Source organism: Chromohalobacter beijerinckii, from assembly GCF_023061185.1.
GTDB classification, from domain to species: Bacteria; Pseudomonadota; Gammaproteobacteria; order Pseudomonadales; family Halomonadaceae; genus Chromohalobacter; species Chromohalobacter beijerinckii.
This window is the reverse complement of sequence record NZ_JAKGAK010000023.1, coordinates 1-19,840: the sequence shown is the minus strand read 5'-3', so window position 1 is coordinate 19,840 and position 19,840 is coordinate 1. Positions and strand designations below refer to the sequence as shown.

Genomic DNA, 19,840 nt, shown 5'->3' with positions numbered 1-19,840 from the left:
CTATAACCGATTAACCGCTAATTGTATACTTGGCAGTTCGTGAATTCATGGGCCAACGGTACTTCACCAATGACACAGTCGACGCCAGACGTGAAAACCTTCCAGGGCCTGATCCTTGCCCTGCAACAGTACTGGGCCGAACAGGGCTGCGTAATCATGCAACCCCTGGATATGGAAGTCGGAGCCGGCACCTTTCATCCCGCGACCTTCCTGCGCTCCATCGGCCCCGAGACCTGGAATGCCGCCTACGTGCAGCCATCGCGTCGTCCCACCGACGGGCGCTATGGCGAAAATCCCAATCGCTTGCAGCACTACTATCAGTTCCAGGTGGTGATGAAGCCCTCCCCCCTGGAGCTACAGGCGCTTTATCTGGGTTCGCTCGAGCGTCTCGGCATCGACCCGCAGGTCCACGACATTCGCTTCGTCGAAGACAACTGGGAGTCTCCTACCCTAGGTGCCTGGGGTCTCGGCTGGGAAGTCTGGCTCAACGGTATGGAAGTGACCCAGTTCACCTACTTCCAACAAGCCGGCGGCATCGAATGCTATCCGGTCACCGGCGAGCTGACCTACGGCCTGGAACGCATCGCCATGTACCTGCAAGACGTCGATAGCGTCTACGACCTAGTATGGACCTACGCCCCCGATGGTTCATCCGTCACCTACGGCGATGTCTATTTACAGAACGAACGCGAACAGTCGGCTTACAATTTCGAACACGCCGATGTCGACTATCAGTTCTCCGCTTTCGACCACAGCGAAGGCGAATGCCAGAAGCTGCTCGACGCGGGGTTGCCCCTGCCCGCCTACGAGCACGTGCTCAAGGCATCGCATACTTTCAACCTGCTCGACGCCCGACACGCTATCTCGGTCACCGAGCGTCAGCGTTACATCCTGCGTGTGCGCACCATGGCCCGTGACGTCGCCCACGCCTACTTTGAATCGCGTAAGGCAGCCGGGTTCCCCATGGCATCCGAGAGCATCCGCCAGGAACTGCTGAGCCGAGAAAGCAACGAGGGAGACGCGTAAGAATGGCATCCAACACCCTACTGGTCGAACTCGGCGTCGAGGAGCTTCCGCCAGGCGCCATCGAGCCCCTCGCCAATGCCCTGCGCGACGGTCTCGCAAATGGCCTTGCCGACGCTGAGGTCCCCTTCGAAGCAGCTCACGCCCACGCCACGCCACGCCGCTTGGCGGTCAGCATCGTGGCACTTGGCGACAAGCAGCCGGATCGCGAGATCGAGCGTCGCGGCCCGGCCCTGGCCGCCGCCTTCAAGGATGGCGAGCCCACCAAGGCCGCAGAAGGCTTCGCGCGTTCCTGCGGCGTCGAGGTCGCGGACCTGATCCACCTGGAAACCGACAAGGGGACCTGGCTCGGCTATCGCTATCAGGAGCCGGGCGAAGCCACCACGGCGCTGTTACCGGCCATACTCAGGCGTGCCGTCAACGCCCTGCCGGTGCCCAAGAACATGCGCTGGGGTGCCTCTCGGCTCGAATTTTCGCGCCCCGCGCATTGGTTGGTCATGCTCTACGGCCAGGATGTGGTGCCCGCCGAGGTACTCGGCCTCGAGGCCGGCCGTACCACCCGTGGGCATCGTTTCCATGCTCCGCAGGCCATCGAGCTGGCACACGCCGATGACTATCTGGACGTGCTCGAAAACGCCTTCGTACTGGCCGATAACGATCGCCGGCGTGAGCGTATCCGCGAGCAGGTACTGGCCGAAGCCGAGGTCAACGACGCCACGGCCGTCATCGACGACGACCTCCTCGACGAAGTCAACGGCCTGGTCGAATGGCCGGTGGCGCTGACCGGCAGCTTCGACGAGCGTTTCCTCGAAGTCCCCGCCGAGTGCTTGATCTCGTCGATGAAGGCCAATCAGAAATACTTCCACCTGCTCGACGCCGAGGGCCAACTCAAGCCGGCCTTCATCACCGTCTCCAACATCGAAAGCCGCGATCCGCAGCAGGTCATCGAGGGCAACGAGAAAGTGATCCGCCCGCGTCTGGCCGATGCCGCTTTCTTCTACGATACCGACCGCAAGCAGACATTGGCCTCGCGGCGCGACGCGCTGGATAACGTGGTCTTCCAGCAGTCGCTGGGCACGCTGGGTGACAAGGCGCGACGCATGGAAACCATCGGCGCGTTCATCGCCAGCCGGATCGGTGGTGACGTCAACCATGCCCAACGTGCCGCACAGCTTGCCAAGTGCGATCTGGTCACCGAAATGGTGCTGGAGTTCCCCGAACTCCAGGGCATCATGGGCACCTACTACGCCCGCCAGGACGGCGAACCGGAAGAGGTCGCGCAAGCACTTCACGAGCAGTACCTGCCGCGTTTCGCCAGCGACGACGTACCCAAGACGCAGACCGGCTTGGCCCTGGCATTGGCTGACCGCCTGGATACGCTGACCGGCATCTTTGGTATCGGCCAGCGCCCCACGGGCACCAAGGACCCCTTCGCCCTGCGTCGCGCCGCCATCGGCGTTCTCAACATCCTGATCAAGGGCGAGCTCGATCTCGACTTGCGCGAGCTGCTCGAACTCGCCGCCGCTCAGCATGGCGAGCTGCCCAAGGCTGACGGCCTGGTCGACGATGTGCTCGACTACATGCTCGATCGCTTCCGCGCCTGGACCCAGGACGAGGGCATTGCCGCCGAGATCTATCTGGCGGTGCGCTCTCGCCCGGTCACGCGGCCACTCGATTTCGCGCGCCGGATTCGAGCCGTGCATGCTTTCAGCCAGCGGGAAGAAGCAGCAGCGCTAGCGGCAGCCAATAAGCGTGTCTCGAACATCCTCACCAAACAGCAGCACGACGGTTCTACCGCCGTGGATGCTTCGCTTCTGCAAGCCGCAGCCGAGTCGACACTGAGCGAGGCGCTAGAGCAGTGCCATCAGGCGGTGCGTCCGTTGATCGATGCTGCGCATTACAGCGAGGCACTGGACGTGCTGGCACGCTTACGGGGCCCTGTCGACGCGTTCTTCGATGACGTCATGGTCATGGCCGAGGACGATGCCGTACGTCGCAATCGCCTTGCTTTGTTGGCCAGCCTCCAGGCCCTATTCCTGGAAGTCGCGGATATCGCTCAACTGCAGCAATAACCCACACACGCGTTGCAACTGAAAAGGGTGGCCTAACCGGCCACCCTTTTTTTGTTTCACGTGGAACATAATCGCTACCGGTATTTTGGCTTCCTCACTAGACTCGCCAGATCTTCCCTGCGTACCAACCAGAGATGTTTCACGTGAAACACAGCGATCCAATTCATCAGCGCCGCGGGGCTTCTTCCCTCTTCCCTCTTCCCTCTTCCCTCTTCCCTCTTCCCTCTTCCCTCGTAGCTCGTAGCTCGTAGCTCGTAGCTCGTAGCTCGTAGCTCGTAGCTCGTAGCTCGTAGCACAAGGATTGTTTCACGTGGAACACGAGGGTGTTTTGCAGCCAGCGTATTTAGCCGCGATAATTGGCGTCCGTTTTTCTGCTAGCCGAGACCCCATGACTCAACTCGTCATCCTGGATCGAGACGGTGTCATCAACCGGGATTCCGATGACTACGTGAAATCGCTCGATGAATTTCTTCCCTACCCTCAGGCCATCGAGGCCATCGCGCGGCTATCGCAAGCCGGCTGGACAGTGGCTGTTGCCACCAATCAATCGGGCATCGCTCGTGGTTATTACGATGTAGACACCCTCGAGGCGATGCACGCCAAGATACAAGAACTGGTGAACGCTGCTGGCGGCAAAATCGACCATATCGTCTATTGTCCGCATGGGCCAGACGATGGCTGCTCTTGCCGCAAGCCTTTGCCAGGATTGCTGGAGCGTATACGCGATGCGCTCGGACTAGAAACGCTTGAAGGTAGCTGGATGGTGGGCGATAGCCTGCGCGACCTACAGGCCGGCGATGCCGTGGGTTGTCAAAGCGCTCTGGTACGTACAGGCAAAGGCAAGCGCACCGAACTAAAGGGCACAGGCCTCGATCACGCGCGCATTTTTGACGACCTTGCTGCCTTTACCGATTGGCTTCTCTCGTGTGAGAAAACGGCTTCTGGCCGTTTACCCTGACACACTTGCACTCACCCGCTCCCTGCCCCACCAAAAAAAACTGGCAACGTCGTGTGACGTTGCCAGCCTTTCGTAGCCTACTCACCGCAATCTAGGCAGGACACTTCATGGTGAATGTTTCACGTGAAACATCGCCTGCCTAGTACCTCTGTTAGATATCCAGATTGGCGACCAGCGCATTGCGCTCGATGAAGTCACGACGCGGCTCGACCTCATCGCCCATCAAGGTATTGAACATCATGTCGGAAGCCACGGCATCCTCGATGGACACACGCAGCATCCGGCGAGAATTGGGATCCATGGTGGTTTCCCACAACTGCTCGGGGTTCATCTCGCCCAAGCCCTTGTAGCGCTGCACGCTCAAACCACGCTGAGCTTCGCTCATCAACCACTCAAGCGCTTCGTAGAAAGTATCTACCGAACGCTGACGCTCACCGCGCGCTACGTAGGAGCCCTCTTCGAGCAGTCCGTCCAGCGTCTCGCCCAATGCGGTCATGGCGCGGTAGTCGGCGCTGCGGAAGAAATCGACGCCCCACACGTAGTCGGTCGTTACCCCATGCGCCGTCAGCGCCACACAGGGTAGATAAACACCGCGCTCGGCGTCTTCCTGGAGATGGAAGGTGTAACGGGGGCCGCCCTCGTAGGCGATGAGATCGTCCATTTCGCGCTGCAGATGGTCGATCCAATGCTGCATGGTCTCGCGGTCCTTGAGACTTTCACTTTCGAGCCTTGCGGTATGCACGATCTTGCGCAGCACGAGATTGGGATAAACGCGCGAGAGGCGGTCGATACGCCGCATGACATCGCGATATTCGCTCACCAAGGTCTCGAGCTGCTCGTTGGCGATACCGGGTGCGTCGGCATTGACATAAAGGCGAGCGCCATCCAGCGCCGTCGTAGTCAAATAATCCGTCAGCGCCTGTTCATCCTTGAGATAGGTTTCCTGCTTGCCGCGCTTGATCTTATAAAGTGGCGGCTGAGCGATGAACACATGGCCACGCTCGATCAGTTCCGGCATCTGCCGGAAGAAGAACGTCAACAACAGCGTGCGGATGTGAGACCCATCAACGTCGGCATCGGTCATGATGATGATCGAGTGGTAGCGCAACTTATCGGGATTGAATTCCTCGCGCCCGATGCCACACCCCAATGCCGTGATCAGCGTACCTACTTCCGCCGAAGACAACATCTTGTCGAAGCGCGCCTTCTCGACGTTCAAGATCTTGCCCTTGAGCGGCAGGATCGCCTGGGTGCGTCGATCGCGCCCTTGCTTGGCGCTGCCGCCGGCCGAGTCACCCTCGACCAGATAAAGCTCCGACAGGCTCGGGTCTTTTTCCTGACAATCAGCCAGTTTGCCCGGTAGCCCGGCGATATCCAATGCGCCCTTACGGCGCGTCATATCACGCGCCTTACGCGCTGCCTCGCGAGCACGCGCAGCGTCGAGCATCTTGTTAACGATGGCCTTGGCCTCGTTCGGCCGCTCCACCAGATAATCGCCCAGCTGACGCCCCATCTCCTGCTCGACCGCTGTCTTGACCTCGGACGACACCAGCTTTTCCTTGGTCTGCGACGAGAACTTGGGATCGGGCACCTTGACCGACACGATCGCCGTCAACCCTTCCCTTGCATCGTCACCAGCCGTGTTGACCTTGGCCTTTTTCAGCAGCCCTTCGGTTTCGATGTAGTGATTGAGCGTACGTGTCAGGGCTGCACGGAAACCGGCCAAGTGCGTGCCGCCATCGCTCTGAGGAATGTTGTTGGTGTAGCAGAAAATATTCTCGGAGAAGGTATCATTCCACTGCAGCGCCATTTCAACGCCGATGCCATCTTCGCGTTGCGTTTCGAAATGGAATACGGGGTTCAACGTCGCCTTGTTGGTGTTCAAGTGATCGACGAAGGCCCGCAGCCCACCTTCATAGTGAAACAGTTCTTCAGCGCCCGAGCGCTCGTCGAGCAAGCGGATCGCGACACCGGAGTTCAGGAACGACAGCTCACGCAAGCGCTTGGCCAGAATATCGTAGTGGAATTCGATATTGGCGAAGGTTTCGGTCGATGGCTTGAAGTTGACCTGGGTACCGCTCTTTTCGGTCTTTCCCACCACGTCCAAGGGTGAGTCGGGCACGCCATGATGATAGATCTGCTCATAAACCTGACCAGCGCGCCACACCGTGAGCTTGAGCTCTTCGGAGAGCGCATTGACGACGGAAACGCCAACACCGTGGAGACCACCCGAGACCTTATAGGAATTGTCATCGAACTTGCCGCCGGCATGCAGGACCGTCATGATGACTTCTGCCGCCGAGACGTTTTCCTCCGAATGGAGATCGGTCGGAATGCCACGCCCATTGTCACTGACGGTGACGGACTCATCGGGGTGGATCACCACGCGAATCTCGCTGCAATGTCCCGCGAGCGCTTCGTCGATGGAGTTATCCACCAGCTCGAAAACCATATGATGCAGGCCCGTGCCGTCATCGGTATCGCCGATGTACATGCCGGGGCGCTTGCGTACCGCATCCAGGCCCTTGAGAACCTTGATGCTCGATGAGTCGTAAGCTTGTTCGCTCATTGCCTACTCCGTCGTGAAGTCATTCCGTGAGCAGTCGCCCGTGTTCCACGTGAAACATCGCGACATCCGTTTCCGACTGCCATGCATTCTCGAGCGCACCGCGCTCGACTCCGGTAATAAAGACCTGGCAGTTCAAGCGCGCCAGCCAATGACAAAAGATCCGCCGATGCGAAACATCAAGCTCGGCAGCCAGGTCATCGATCAGGTAAACGCAGGTACGCCCCGTCAGTTCTTCCAGCAAGCGCCCTTGGGCTAATTTCAGCGCACTCACTACCAACTTTTGCTGCCCGCGCGATAGTTCTTCCACGGCAGCGCGCTTGCCAATGCGCAAGCGCAAGTCGGCGCGTTGCGGCCCCTGCTGGGTAAAGCCCATTTGCCGATCAGTGTCTCGACCGTTTTCGAGCACATCCAGCAACCCACGTTGTTTATCCCATCCGCGATAATAACGAAGAGACAAGCCGGAAAGCGGCAACAACTCATTCAATGTCGCTTCGAATGTCTTGGCGAATTGCGCCATGTAGTCGCTGCGCAAGAGGTCGAGTTGCTCACTCCAATGCGCCAACTCTTGCTCCCAGACACGCATCGATCTTAAGTCGATTCTATCATGTCTGAGCAGGGCATTCCGATGTTTCAGGGCGCGCCGCACCCGCCGCCATGCCTCGAAGAACTCATGTTTCACGTGAAACACACCCCAATCCAGGAACTCACGCCGAGCCGCAGGTGCACCTTCCAATAGACGGAAGGCATCGGGGTTGATCAGCTGCAGGGGGAGCGTTTCCGCCAAGCGCGCCACACGGATACCGCGTTCGCCATCGAGACGAATTTCTAGCTCGGCGGCACCGCGTGACCGACGAACGCCCAACGACACCGGCGGATCACCCGCCAGGCGACCGTGCAAGGTGACGGCATCGGCGTCGTGGGTGATCGCATGCTTGAGCTTCTGGGTGCGGAACGAGCGCGCCATCCCCAGCATGTGCACGCCTTCCAGCAAACTGGTTTTGCCGCTGCCATTGGCACCGGTCACCAGATTGATCCCCGGCGCGGGTCGCATATCGAGTGCTGCCAGGTTACGCAAACCTAGGAAATTGAGACGTTCGAGGGGCATAAGGGATCGGAGGCAGCATGCCGCCTCGGGCGCAGTTAGCGACGGCGTGAACCGACTGCGCTCGAGACGTGCATGAGTGAAAGAGCAGCGCAGGCGATCAGAGGCGCATCGGCATGACCACGTACATGGCATCGCCACCACCCGGTTCTTCCAGCAGTGCGCTGCTGTTGGGATCGGAAAGCGTCATTTGTACGCGGTCGGCATCGAGCACACCGAGCACGTCCACGAGATAGCCGACATTGAACCCCACTTCCAAGGTGTCGCCCTCATACTCGACGGCCACGTTTTCCTCGGCTTCTTCCTGCTCAGGGTTGTTGGCCGTCACACGCAGGTTGTGCTCTTCGAGATTGAGACGGACCCCACGATATTTCTCGTTGGAAAGAATCGCGGTACGCGACAACACCTGACGCAACTCGCCACGCTCTGCGATGACGACCTTATCGCCGCCCCGCGGGACCACTCGCTCGTAATCGGGGAACTTGCCGTCGACCAGCTTGGAAGTAAAGGTGAAATCCCCGGTCTGCGCGCGCAGATGGGTACCACCGATGGTGAGTTCCACCGGCTCATCGCTGCCGTCCAGCAAACGCGCCAATTCGAGAATGCCCTTGCGCGGTACGATAAGCTTCTGCGACGGCTCCACTTCGACCTCGGCGCTACGCGCGCACACTGCCAAGCGGTGACCGTCAGTCGCCACCGTACGCACCAGGTGATGACCGAACTCGAGCAGCATACCGTTCAGGTAGTAACGCACATCCTGCTGCGCCATGGCGAAAGAGGTCGCATCGATCAAGTGCTTGAGTGTGCCACGTGTCAAGGTCAAGGTCGTATCGCTTTGACTTCCCTCGATATTCGGGAATTCCGCCACCGGCAACGTTGACAAGGTGAAGCGTGAACGCCCGGCACGTAGCACCGCACGCCCCTCTTCGAGCGTAAAGGTGATATCGGTGCGTTCAGGCAACGACTTGCAGATATCCATTAGCTTGCGCGCCGGCACCGTCGCCGAGCCCGGCTCGTCGACCTGATGCGGGGTCGTGCGACCGATCAGCTCGACTTCGAGGTCCGTACCGGTCAGTGCCAGTTGCGTATCGCGTACCTCGAGCAGCACGTTGGACAGCACCGGCAGGGTCTGGCGACGTTCGACGACGCCAGCAACCAGCGACAGCGGACGCAAAAGGTCTTCGCGGGTGATGGTAAATCTCATGGGCTCCACTCTCGTCCTGGGGTCCAAGGGAATATTCTGGCCGCCATGCTCAACTGGTCAGCAGCCGCAACAAGTTCTTGTAGTCCTCGCGGATATCCGCGCTTTCTTCCTTGAGTGTCTGCACCTTTCGGCAGGCATGCAGCACCGTGGTGTGATCGCGCCCCCCGAAAGCATCGCCGATCTCGGGCAAGCTATGGTTGGTCAATTCCTTCGCCAAGGCCATGGCAACCTGGCGCGGACGCGCGACCGAACGCGAACGGCGCTTGGAGAGAAGATCCGCTAGCTTGATCTTATAATACTCCGCCACCGTGCGCTGAATGTTGTCGACACCGACCTGCTTGTCCTGCAGAGCCAGCAGGTCCTTGAGCGACTCGCGGATGAAATCCTGGGTGATCGGCTTGCCCATGAAGTGCGAGTCGGCGATGACCTTTTTCAATGCCCCTTCCAGCTCGCGCACGTTGGAGCGAATCTTCTGTGCGATGAAGAACGCTGCATCGTGCGGCAGGTCGACCTTGGCCTGATCGGCTTTTTTCATCAGGATCGCCACGCGGGTTTCCAGCTCGGGCGGCTCGATGGCCACCGTCAGCCCCCAGCCGAAGCGCGACTTGAGGCGTTCTTCCACTCCGCTGATTTCCTTGGGGTAGCGATCCGAGGTAAGGATCATCTGCTGGCCACCCTCAAGCAACGCATTGAACGTATGGAAGAATTCTTCCTGCGAGCGCTCCTTGCCAGCGAAAAACTGGATGTCGTCGATCAGCAGTGCATCCACGCTGCGGTAGAAACGCTTGAAATCGTTGATGGCATTGAGCTGCAGCGCCTTGACCATGTCAGCCACGAAACGCTCTGAGTGCAGGTAAACCACCTTGGCGTTTTCCCGCTGGCCAGCCAGGTGATTGCCTACCGCATGCATGAGGTGCGTCTTACCCAAGCCGACACCACCGTACAGGAACAGCGGATTGTAGGCACCACCGGGGTTTTCCGACACCTGGCGCGAAGCAGCACGCGCGAGCTGGTTCGACTTACCCTCGACGAAGGTCTCGAAGGTGAAATTGGGATTGAGGCCACTCTGGTGCTTGAGGCTCCCTTCCACCTGTACCTGACGCTCACCGCCCCCCCGGCGCGAGGAATCCTCACGCTCACGCATGCGATCGATTTCCTGCTCATCCGCATAATCGCCCCGGGCTCGCGGTGCATGCACGGCGGGCGGTGTCTCGGGGGGGCGCGAAGTATTCATTGCCGCCGCCGATACAGGTGACCCTAGATCACGCGGCGACGACATGGCCACGTTGCGGCGGCTGCCAACCGTCAGCTGCACCTTGGGCGGCTTGCTGGATGCAAGCTCCCTCAGCAACTCATTGATACGCTTCAGGTATTTATCATTGACCCAGTCACGCACGAAGCGATTGGGCGCCAGCAGACACAGCTCGTTGGCGTCACCGTCCTCCGCCTGCAAGGGGCGAATCCAGGTGTTGAACTGCTGAGAGCTCAGCTCATCCTGAAGAAAGTTGAGGCATTGCTGCCAGAGAGCGACCGACACACGACCTCACCTAGCGTTGATGAATGGCCGACTATTGTATCGTTCGGCGCCCGGGTTATCCACATGGATGCCGAGTCTCTTTTCCTGTGGAAAACCCCATCCATAACTCAGCGCACAACGTGTCCGTGAAACGTGGAGATGTCGCAGGGTGTGGAGAAATTGCCACTTACCCACAATGCTACTGACAGCTTACCCACCGATTACTCGCCTTTTTCCCACATATTCAGGAACATGATAAATCTCTGTTAATAAGGGTAAAAAATAGGTTATCCACAGATAATGCCCCCACCATTAATAACAACATCAGTTAGTACAACTTTAATAATGATAATAGTTGTATCGGTTCGTTCAGGGTCGAGCCGACAAGCGGCGAGCGTCCAAACGGGCATTCGACCGGTCTGACCGCCTCGACACATGCCGAGCCCTTGCCGCCGTAACAAAACAGGTGTGGATAAAAACGCCGGAAAAATTGCACCTGCCCCAGGGATTCACTAGAATTGCCGGTCTTGAGCCGAATACCGCCTGGTGCAAGCGCACCGGGTTCTTCAGTTTCAAATCGTTTCCAAACAACCACGTGAGAATTCGCAGCTATGAAGCGCACTTTTCAACCGAGCGTCCTAAAGCGCAAGCGCGTGCACGGCTTCCGTGCTCGCATGGCCACCCAGAACGGCCGCCAGGTGCTGGCGCGTCGTCGTGCCAAAGGTCGCAAGCGTCTGAGCGCCTGACTGGACAACGAATGTCCGATCAGGGCTTTCCCCGGCGGCGGCGACTGCTAACCGCCGGGGACTATCAGCACGTCTTCGCTCATGCGTCCTTCAAGGTGCACGGTAAGGGCCTTTTGATGCTTGCGCGCCCCAATGCTCTCGGTGAACCTCGAGTGGGGCTCGTATTTAGCAAGAAGAACGTACGTCGTGCTGTCGACCGTAACCGTCTGAAACGCCTCGTCCGTGAATCCTTTCGTCTCCAGCAACACCGTCTACCCGCCGTGGATATCATCGTTCTCGCTCGGCGTGGGGCTCATGAGCTGGATAACGATACCTTGCATCGCCAATTGCACGGCATGTGGCGACGCCTGGAAAAAGACGTACGCAAGCAGTCGGTCTCGTCCACGCCATCCCCTTGATCGGCATTTCTCCGCCACGTTTCACCGTGGCCGCAGTGCCGGTCGGGACGTGACGTCAGAATGTATCACCGGGCAGAATCCTTATGGACGTAAAACGACTCCTACTCGTCATCCCGCTCGCGGTACTCGCCTATCTACTGGTCATTCAGTGGAACGCGGATTATGGGCAAAACAGCGTCGAACAACGCGCACCTGAAAGCGTTACCCAGGATACGTCCGATAGTGACGCCGACAGCCTCTCGGTTCCCACGTCCAACAACGGTAACAGTGCCTCATCGCAAGAGGCCGCCGATATGCCTGGTGCGGACGGGCAAACCGATTCAGACGGCTTGATCGAGGTACGCACCGACGCGCTGGATATTCGCATCGATCCGCGTGGCGGCGATGTCGTCTATGCCGCGCTACCCAAGCACAAAGAGTCCTTGAATAGCGAGCAACCCTTCGTTCTCCTCAGCGACAACAACGTGCGCAGCTACGTTGCCAAGTCGGGGCTGCAATTGGAGGGCCATGATGGGCGCATCGATTTCTCTTCCGAGCAAATGCAATATTCGCTCGGCGATGATCAAGACAGCCTAAGCGTCGACCTCACAGCCGAGGTCAATGGCGTGGACATCATCAAACGTTTTACCTTCGACCGCGACAGTTACGCAGTCAATGTCGAGTACCGACTCGATAACCAGAGTGAAACGCCCATCTCCGCGCGTTTCGTTGGCCAGCTTGCTCGCGACAATAGCGCTGACCCCAGTCAGGGCGGCGGCCCTATGAGCATGAAGTCGTTCCTCGGCGCGACCTTCTCCACGCAAGAAAGCAATTACGAGAAGATCGACTTCGATGACATTCGTGAAGGCAACTTCCAAAATGTCAATTCCGAGGGCGGCTGGGTCGCCATGATCCAGCACTACTTCACGTCCGCGTGGGTCCCGGTGCAGAGCCAAGAGAATCTTTATTACGCTAATATCGATTCCCGCGATCGCAATGTCGCCGCATTTGCCGGCCCCTCCCAGCAACTCCAGCCCGGCAGTGAAACCACTCTGGCCGCGACGCTCTACATGGGCCCCAAGATTCAGGACCGCTTGGAATCTATCGCGCCGCACCTGGAGCTGACCGTCGACTTCGGGTGGTTATGGTTCATCGCCAATCCACTGTTCTGGCTGCTGGCGAAGATTCATGGCCTGATCGGCAACTGGGGCTGGTCGATCGTGTTGCTCACGGTCGTCGTGAAGCTCGTGCTCTTCCCGCTCTCCGCCAAGGCGTACAAGTCGATGGCGAAGATGCGCAAGATGGGCCCGGAGATGAAGCGCATCAAGGAGCAGTACGGCGACGACCGACAGAAGATGTCGCAGGAGATGATGAAGTTCTACCAGAAGGAGAAGATCAATCCTCTGGGGGGCTGTCTGCCCATCGTCGTGCAGATGCCGGTCTTCATCGCCTTGTACTGGATGTTGCTGGAATCCGTGGAATTGCGGCATGCGCCCTTCATGTTGTGGATAAATGACCTCTCGGCCCAGGATCCCTACTTCATCCTGCCGATCATCATGGGTGCCTCGATGTTCGTTCAGCAGTTGCTGAATCCGACACCGCCGGATCCCATGCAGGCCAAGATCATGAAGATGCTGCCTGTGGTCTTCACGTTCTTCTTCCTGTGGTTCCCGGCCGGCCTAGTGATCTACTGGATCTGCAACAACGTCATTTCGATCCTTCAGCAGTGGGTTATCACGCGTAAGATCGACAGTGACGGCGAAACGGGAAAAGTCAGTAAAGCCAAGAGCTGACGGCGCTTTCCGATTTCCACCCGATCAGACCCCCGCCTCGGCGGGGGTCTGGCGTTTTGGGCCTGCCACCGGGACAATACCGGTAACGAGTCGGAGAAAAACATGACCGCCACGCCTCTCTATCGCCAGGACACCATCGCCGCCATCGCCACGCCCCCCGGACGTGGCGGGGTCGGCATCGTACGCATCTCGGGTCCCGCCAGCCGCACCCTGGCCGAGGGTATCCTCGGCCATTGCCCGGCGCCGCGCCACGCGCAGTACGGTCCATTTCGCAACGCCGACGACGGTGTCATCGACGAAGGCATCGCAATTTTCTTCCCCGGCCCCCACTCCTTTACCGGTGAGGACGTTCTTGAACTGCAAGGGCATGGCGGGCCGGTGATCATGGACCTGCTCCTCGAGCGCTGTGTCACGCTAGGTGCCCGCCTGGCGCGTCCCGGCGAGTTCTCCGAACGCGCCTTCCTCAACGACAAGCTCGACCTGGCCCAGGCCGAGGCTATTGCCGATCTGATCGATGCCAGTTCCCGTGCCGCCGCCGAGAACGCCCTGCGCTCGCTGCAGGGAGAATTCTCGACGCGCGTCGCAACGCTAGTCGACAAGCTGATCGAGTTGCGCATGTTCGTCGAAGCCGCCATCGACTTTCCCGAGGAAGAGATCGACTTTCTCGCCGACGGCAAGGTAGCGGCGATGCTTAACGACGTGCACACCATGCTCGGCGAAGTACGTGCCGCTGCCGGTCAGGGGGCACTGATGCGCGAAGGCATGAACGTGGTCATCGCCGGACGTCCCAATGCCGGCAAATCGAGCCTGCTCAACGCGCTGACGGAACGCGACAGCGCCATCGTCACCGATATCGAAGGCACTACCCGCGACGTACTGCGCGAATACATTCATCTGGATGGCATGCCACTACACGTCATCGACACCGCTGGGTTGCGCGACACGCCGGATGCCATCGAGAAAATCGGGGTCGCCCGCGCTTGGGAAGAAATCGAGAAGGCTGATCGCGTGCTGCTATTGGTCGACGCAGCGACCACGACTCAAACCGATCCCATGCAACTCTGGCCCGAATTCGTCGCACGCCTCCCTCATCCCGAGCGCTTGACGCTGGTGCGCAACAAGATCGATGAAAGCGGCGAGGATGCTGTGAGCGATTTATCCACAACCCCACCACTGGTGCGCATGTCCGCCATCACCGGAGTGGGTGTGGATAACCTGAAGGATCATCTCAAGACGGTGATGGGCTTCGATGCCACCACCGAGGGGCGTTTTTCGGCGCGTCGGCGTCACCTCGACGCCCTCGACCGCGCCGGTCAGGCACTCGACAACGGCATCGCCCAGCTACAGGGGCACGGTGCCGGTGAACTCCTCGCCGAGGATCTTCGTGAAGCGCAGCATGCGCTCGCCGAAATCACCGGCGAATTCACCGCCGACGACCTGCTCGGCGAAATCTTCGGCAGCTTCTGCATCGGGAAGTAAGGCCGCATGCCCCTGTCTGGCGATCGTCACCGCGCGGCTATCGCCAGGAACCTCTTCCATCAGTGAAGACGAATTGATTTAGGAATTGGCTTGCCACGACCTTGGGGCAGGCGTAACCTACCGATAACAACGAATCTCATTCTCTTTCGAGATCGTATCCTCTTATCCCGCTTCACCAGGACACCAACGTGCTTGTCCCTTTTCTCATCATGCTACGCGAGGGGCTCGAGGCCGCCCTGATCGTCGGCATCATCGCCAGCTATCTTCGCCAGACCGGGCGTGGCGCCTGGATGCCCGCCGTATGGATCGGCGTTTTCCTGGCTGTCGCCCTGGCCCTGAGTGTCGGCGCAGGCCTACAGTTCGCCAGCGCCGAGTTCCCCCAACGTCAGCAGGAGCTGTTCGAGGCACTCGTCGGATTGATCGCCGTGGGTGTGTTGACCTGGATGGTGTTCTGGATGCGCCGTGCCGCCCATAGTGTACGCCGTTCGCTGACCGGTGCCCTCGAAGACGCCTTCGAAAGCGGTCATCGCCAGACCCTGGCGCTGATCGGCATGGTATTCCTGGCGGTGGCCCGCGAGGGGCTGGAATCGGTTTTCTTCCTGCTCGCGGTATTCCAGCAAAGCACCGACCAGGCCGCTCCATTAGGGGCTTTGCTGGGTATTCTCGCCGCTCTCTTGGTGGGCCTGGCTCTCTATCGCGGTAGCCTGCGCCTCAATCTCGCGCATTTCTTCCGTCTGACCGGGCTCTTCATCCTGCTGGTGGCCGCTGGCCTGCTGGCCGGCTCAGTGCGTGCCTTGCATGAAGCCGGCGTCTGGAACCATGCTCAGCAGGTCCTTTTCAACCTCGGCGACCGGTTGCCGCTGGATTCACCGCTCGGTGCCGTGTTCGCCGGTGTGCTCGGCTACCAGCCGGCCCCGACCGTGAGCGAGGCGGTGGTGTATGTCGGCTATCTACTGGCGACGCTACTGCTGTTCTTTCGCCCCGCTCGCACCGCGCGATCGGCCGTCCCACACACCCACGCTCGCTGATCGGAGAGAGTTCCATGCCCCCGTCTTCCCCTCCCTCCGCACGGCTGCTCAAGCTCGGCGTATTGGCATCGGCCGTGCTGATGCTCGCCGCCTTGGGCCTGTTCGCACTATCGCTGAACGACCGCGATCATGGCGACGGCGACGTCCGGCTCGTGGTCACCGCTCAGGGCTGCGAACCCCGTGAACTCAGCGTGCCCGCCGGTGAGACGCGCTTCAGCATCGTCAACGACTCTCAGCGAGCCATCGAATGGGAGATTCTGGACGGCGTGATGGTGCTCGAAGAGCGCGAGAACATCGCCCCCGGCCTGCACCAGCCGCTGACCGCGACTCTGGCGAAGGGCGACTACGCCATGACCTGCGGGTTATTGAGCAACCCCCATGGCACTCTCCACGTGACGGCCAACGACGATGCACCGGCAGTCGCCTTGTCGCGCCAGGATTTCATCGCTCCGCTGGCCGAATACAAGGTCTACCTGACCCTACAGACGCGTCGCCTGATCGAAGCCACCGAGGCCTTGCACCAGGCCATTACTGCCGGAGAACTGGACACGGCACGCATGGCCTACCGCGAAGCACGCCTCATCGATCAACGCTTGGCGATGGCCACCGGGCTCTATAGCGATCTCGACGAACGCCTCAATGCCCGCGCCGACTACTTCGCCGAGCGCGAGCAGGATCCGGAATTCGTCGGCTTTCATCGTCTGGCCCTGGGCTTGTTCGAGACTGGGAGCACCGACGGCCTGACGCCGATCGCAACGCAACTGCTCGAGGATACTCGGACACTCGGCGAACGCCTCAGACACCAGGCGATTCCGCCGGCTCAACTGGCTAACGGCAGCGCCCGGGTACTCAAGGCTTGGTACGCCCACGCCATCGACAGCAAGACACTGAACGCACATGAACTGCTCGACCTACAAGGCCTGACCGCAGGCGCCGAGAAGATCGTCACGCTACTCGCGCCGCTACTCGAACGTCAGGCACCGGACGCCCTGGAAGGCCTGCAGACTCAGCTCGCCAGACTCCAGCAGCGCTTGCCGGAGAAGAGCAACACAGCGCCGGGAGCGAAGCTCAGCAGCGATGTCGATCGTGAAGCCTTGCTGACCGACACCCAAGCCCTGGCCGACACCCTGGACAGTCTCGACCGCACGTTGGCCCTGAACGGCTGATCATCGTCCCTCTTGGCATCAACGGTTTATCGACATGAGTGATCTATCCGACAACACCCCACGCTGCCCCTTCACATTGGATCGCCGGCGCTTTCTACAAGGGCTGGGGGCGGCTGGTGCCGCCGCCGGGCTGGGCGGTTCGGCCTGGGCCGAATCGCGCACCGATGCCACCAGTTCCCACGACGTCACCGGCGCACCGGTCAGTACCACCACCCAGCAGTCTCATCCCTTTCACGGCCGTCACCAGCAGGGCATTCTCACCCCGCGCCCGGCAACCGGCATGGTCGTTGTCTGCGACGTGCTGGCCCGTGACCGTGCCGGACTGGAACGGTTATTGCGTATCCTCACCGAACGTATCGCCTTCCTGACCCAAGGCGGTACCTATCCTAAACGCGACCCCAGTTATCCACCGGCGGATTCCGGCATCCTCGGGCCGACCATCGCCCCGGACGCGCTGACCGTCACCGTCTCGCTGGGCGCCTCGGTGTTCGACGAGCGCTTCGGCCTGGCGGACGCCAAGCCAAAGCATCTGCAACGCATGACGGGTTTCCCCAATGACGCCCTGGAGCCGACACGTTGCCACGGCGACCTATCGTTGCAGATCTGTGCCAATACGCACGATACGACCATTCACGCCCTGCGCGACATCATCAAGCAAACGCCCGGCCTTCTCATGGTGCGCTGGAAACAAGAAGGTACGGTGCCGGTGATGCCTCCTAGCCCCGATACCCCTACGCCCAGCGCACGCAACTACCTGGGCTTTCGCGACGGTACCGCCAATCCGAACACCGACGACGACGCCTTGATGGACTCGCTTATCTGGACCGGCGACGATCCCGACGAACCCAACTGGGCCCGTGGAGGCAGTTACCAAGTGGTACGCATCATTCGCAACTTCGTCGAACGCTGGGATCGCGCGCAGTTGGCCGAACAAGAAGCGATCTTCGGGCGGCGCAAGGAAAGCGGCGCTCCACTGTCCGGCGGCAGCGAATACGACAAGCCCAACTACAACGACGACGCGGATGGCAAGATCACCCCACTGGACGCGCATATTCGGCTGGCCAACCCGCGTACCCCAGGCTTCGAGAAGCACCGTATCCTGCGTCGGCCGTTCAACTATTCCAACGGCGTCGAGGCCAACGGCCAGCTCGACATGGGGCTGCTATTCATCGTCTACCAAGCCGATCTCGAGGCCGGTTTCATCACCGTTCAGAAACGCCTCAACGGTGAGCCACTGGAGGAGTACATCAAACCGGTAGGCGGCGGATACTTCTTCACGCTACCGGGCGCCATCGATGAACACGACTTTCTTGGCCGCACCCTACTGGAAGCGACCGAAACCGATGTTTGATCACAACGACAGGCGCTCCAAGGTGCCGATATTCACGACCGAACTGGCCCCACGAACAACTCGATCCCAATCAAGGAGTCATCGCATGTCACATCGTTCACTGTTTTTTGCTGCCAGTGTCTTCGGCCTCATGGTCCTGCAGACCCCAGCCCAAGCGGACGTCGATCCCGAAACGCTGGTCGAACCGATAGCCGAGTACAAACTTTACGTGCTCGATAATCTCGATCAATTCGTCAGCCATACCGAGAAATTTACCCAGGCCATCGAGGCCGGCGATCTGGAACGCGCCCAAGCGCTCTACGCCCCGACACGGGTCTACTACGAACGCATCGAGCCGATCGCCGAGCTGTTCGCCGATCTAGATGCCAGCATAGACGCCAGAGAGGACGACTACGAAAACGGGGTCGAGGATCCCGACTTCACCGGTTTCCATCGTCTCGAATACGGCCTCTTCAAGGAACAGACCACCCAAGGGTTCACGCCCTACGCCAAACAGTTGATGACGGACGTCAATGACCTCGAATCACGCGTACAGGATTTGACCTTTCCGCCCGCACAGGTCGTTGGCGGCGCTGCAGCACTGATGGAAGAAGTCGCCGCAACCAAGGTCAGCGGTGAGGAAGACCGCTATAGCCACACCGACCTGTGGGATTTCCAGGGTAATGTCGACGGCTCGCAGAAGATCTTCGAGCTTTTCAAGCCGCTAGTCGCCGAGGAAGACCCGGCCTTCGTCGACCGTGTCGAGAAAAACTTCGCCGCCGTTGAAGACACACTCGCCCACTACCGGCACGAAACCAACAATCCCGAGGCCGGTTTCGTCAGCTACGAAAAGGTCAGCGAGACGGACCGGCGCGCCTTCGTCGGACCGGTCACCGTGCTCGCCGAGGATCTCGCGACCCTGCGCGGCAAGCTAGGTCTATAAAGCCCCGGTGCGGTCATGCAACGGCATCAGCGATCCCAGCTGGTGCCATTAGCGTTTTGTCGTCTCACTCCGGCACCCACCACTGTGAGGTATGCGTGGCCGTGCCACCCAGACAGCGTACGACACGCGCCAAGCTGTCATCGAGTTGCGTATCCACGCCCCAGGGCGGGTTGAAGATCAGCATGCCGCTACCGTACATGCCATGCGTGGCATCGCCGGGCGGATGCAGCAGCAGCTCACTGCGCCAGACCTTGCGCACTCCGCTACGCTGCACGGCATCCAGTAAGTCGTGATGACGCCCACTGGGCAGTAGCGGATACCAGATCAAGACGATGGCGTGACGCACCTTTGCGGACACGGCCTGCAACGTCGTCGCAACGTCGACATATTCCTGCTTGATCTCGTAACTGGGGTCGATGAGCACACAAAGGCGGGGCGTCGTAGGCGGCAAAGAGGCACGCAGGCCGGCCAACCCGTCCGCGTAGAAGCGTCGTGTCTGATCGGGCAATGCTTGGGCCTCGAGATGGCTCGCCT

Annotated in this window: 16 protein-coding genes; 11 read left to right on the top strand and 5 right to left on the bottom strand. The window is 59.9% G+C overall.

Annotated features, from left to right (window positions below; all coding sequences use genetic code 11):
* Positions 1-69 precede the first annotated feature (69 nt).
* The 3 genes from glyQ (at position 70) to gmhB (ending at position 4,053) form a co-directional block, all read left to right on the top strand.
* Positions 70-1,026 carry a glycine--tRNA ligase subunit alpha gene (glyQ, locus tag L1075_RS14110; protein WP_040240191.1) on the top strand — a complete coding sequence of 319 codons (957 nt, stop codon included), beginning with the start codon at positions 70-72 and terminating at the stop codon, positions 1,024-1,026.
* A gap of 2 nt (positions 1,027-1,028) precedes the next feature.
* Positions 1,029-3,095, top strand: coding sequence for a glycine--tRNA ligase subunit beta (glyS, locus tag L1075_RS14105; protein WP_040240194.1), 2,067 nt, complete (start codon positions 1,029-1,031; stop codon positions 3,093-3,095).
* A gap of 388 nt (positions 3,096-3,483) precedes the next feature.
* On the top strand, positions 3,484-4,053 hold the full coding sequence (gene gmhB / locus L1075_RS14100; RefSeq protein ID WP_040240195.1) for a D-glycero-beta-D-manno-heptose 1,7-bisphosphate 7-phosphatase: 570 nt from the start codon (positions 3,484-3,486) through the stop codon (positions 4,051-4,053).
* A gap of 151 nt (positions 4,054-4,204) precedes the next feature.
* On the opposite strand, the gene gyrB is transcribed toward gmhB, so the two are convergent.
* The 4 genes from gyrB to dnaA form a co-directional block, all read right to left on the bottom strand.
* The gene (gene gyrB, locus L1075_RS14095; RefSeq protein WP_075368510.1) at positions 4,205-6,622 is read right to left on the bottom strand and encodes a DNA topoisomerase (ATP-hydrolyzing) subunit B; all 2,418 of its coding nucleotides are present in this window, start codon (positions 6,620-6,622) and stop codon (positions 4,205-4,207) included.
* A gap of 19 nt (positions 6,623-6,641) precedes the next feature.
* Positions 6,642-7,727: a DNA replication/repair protein RecF gene (gene recF, locus L1075_RS14090; protein ID WP_075368509.1), complete on the bottom strand. Its 1,086-nt coding sequence runs from the start codon at positions 7,725-7,727 to the stop codon at positions 6,642-6,644.
* 97 nt (positions 7,728-7,824) lie between these two features.
* The gene (gene dnaN, locus L1075_RS14085; RefSeq protein WP_097021516.1) at positions 7,825-8,928 is read right to left on the bottom strand and encodes a DNA polymerase III subunit beta; all 1,104 of its coding nucleotides are present in this window, start codon (positions 8,926-8,928) and stop codon (positions 7,825-7,827) included.
* A gap of 49 nt (positions 8,929-8,977) precedes the next feature.
* Positions 8,978-10,465 (bottom strand): chromosomal replication initiator protein DnaA, encoded by a 1,488-nt coding sequence (gene dnaA, locus L1075_RS14080; protein ID WP_246942437.1) that lies wholly within the window; start codon positions 10,463-10,465, stop codon positions 8,978-8,980.
* 590 nt (positions 10,466-11,055) lie between these two features.
* Here dnaA and rpmH point away from each other — a divergent pair.
* The 8 genes from rpmH to efeO (L1075_RS14040) all read left to right on the top strand — a co-directional run bounded on the left by rpmH (position 11,056) and on the right by efeO (L1075_RS14040) (position 19,306).
* A complete protein-coding gene (gene rpmH / locus L1075_RS14075; RefSeq protein WP_040240205.1) occupies positions 11,056-11,190 on the top strand; it encodes a 50S ribosomal protein L34 in 135 nt (44 codons plus the stop codon).
* Positions 11,191-11,201: 11 nt separating this feature from the next.
* Entirely contained in the window at positions 11,202-11,588 is a 387-nt protein-coding gene (gene rnpA / locus L1075_RS14070) for a ribonuclease P protein component (RefSeq protein ID WP_178998863.1), read from the top strand.
* 83 nt (positions 11,589-11,671) lie between these two features.
* On the top strand, positions 11,672-13,360 hold the full coding sequence (gene yidC / locus L1075_RS14065) for a membrane protein insertase YidC (RefSeq protein ID WP_246942436.1): 1,689 nt from the start codon (positions 11,672-11,674) through the stop codon (positions 13,358-13,360).
* A gap of 102 nt (positions 13,361-13,462) precedes the next feature.
* Positions 13,463-14,839, top strand: a complete 1,377-nt coding sequence (mnmE, locus tag L1075_RS14060) for a tRNA uridine-5-carboxymethylaminomethyl(34) synthesis GTPase MnmE (RefSeq protein ID WP_246942434.1) — start codon at positions 13,463-13,465, stop codon at positions 14,837-14,839.
* 188 nt (positions 14,840-15,027) lie between these two features.
* Positions 15,028-15,867, top strand: coding sequence for an iron uptake transporter permease EfeU (efeU, locus tag L1075_RS14055; protein ID WP_246942432.1), 840 nt, complete (start codon positions 15,028-15,030; stop codon positions 15,865-15,867).
* A gap of 14 nt (positions 15,868-15,881) precedes the next feature.
* Complete coding sequence (efeO, locus tag L1075_RS14050; RefSeq protein ID WP_246942430.1) at positions 15,882-17,033, top strand: iron uptake system protein EfeO; 1,152 nt, start codon at positions 15,882-15,884, stop codon at positions 17,031-17,033.
* A gap of 34 nt (positions 17,034-17,067) precedes the next feature.
* Complete coding sequence (gene efeB, locus L1075_RS14045; RefSeq protein WP_246942428.1) at positions 17,068-18,384, top strand: iron uptake transporter deferrochelatase/peroxidase subunit; 1,317 nt, start codon at positions 17,068-17,070, stop codon at positions 18,382-18,384.
* A gap of 85 nt (positions 18,385-18,469) precedes the next feature.
* Positions 18,470-19,306, top strand: coding sequence for an iron uptake system protein EfeO (gene efeO, locus L1075_RS14040; protein WP_075368498.1), 837 nt, complete (start codon positions 18,470-18,472; stop codon positions 19,304-19,306).
* 64 nt (positions 19,307-19,370) lie between these two features.
* On the opposite strand, the gene rlmJ is transcribed toward efeO (L1075_RS14040), so the two are convergent.
* On the bottom strand, positions 19,371-19,840 hold a 470-nt coding region (gene rlmJ / locus L1075_RS14035; RefSeq protein WP_246942426.1), incomplete at its 5' end, for a 23S rRNA (adenine(2030)-N(6))-methyltransferase RlmJ.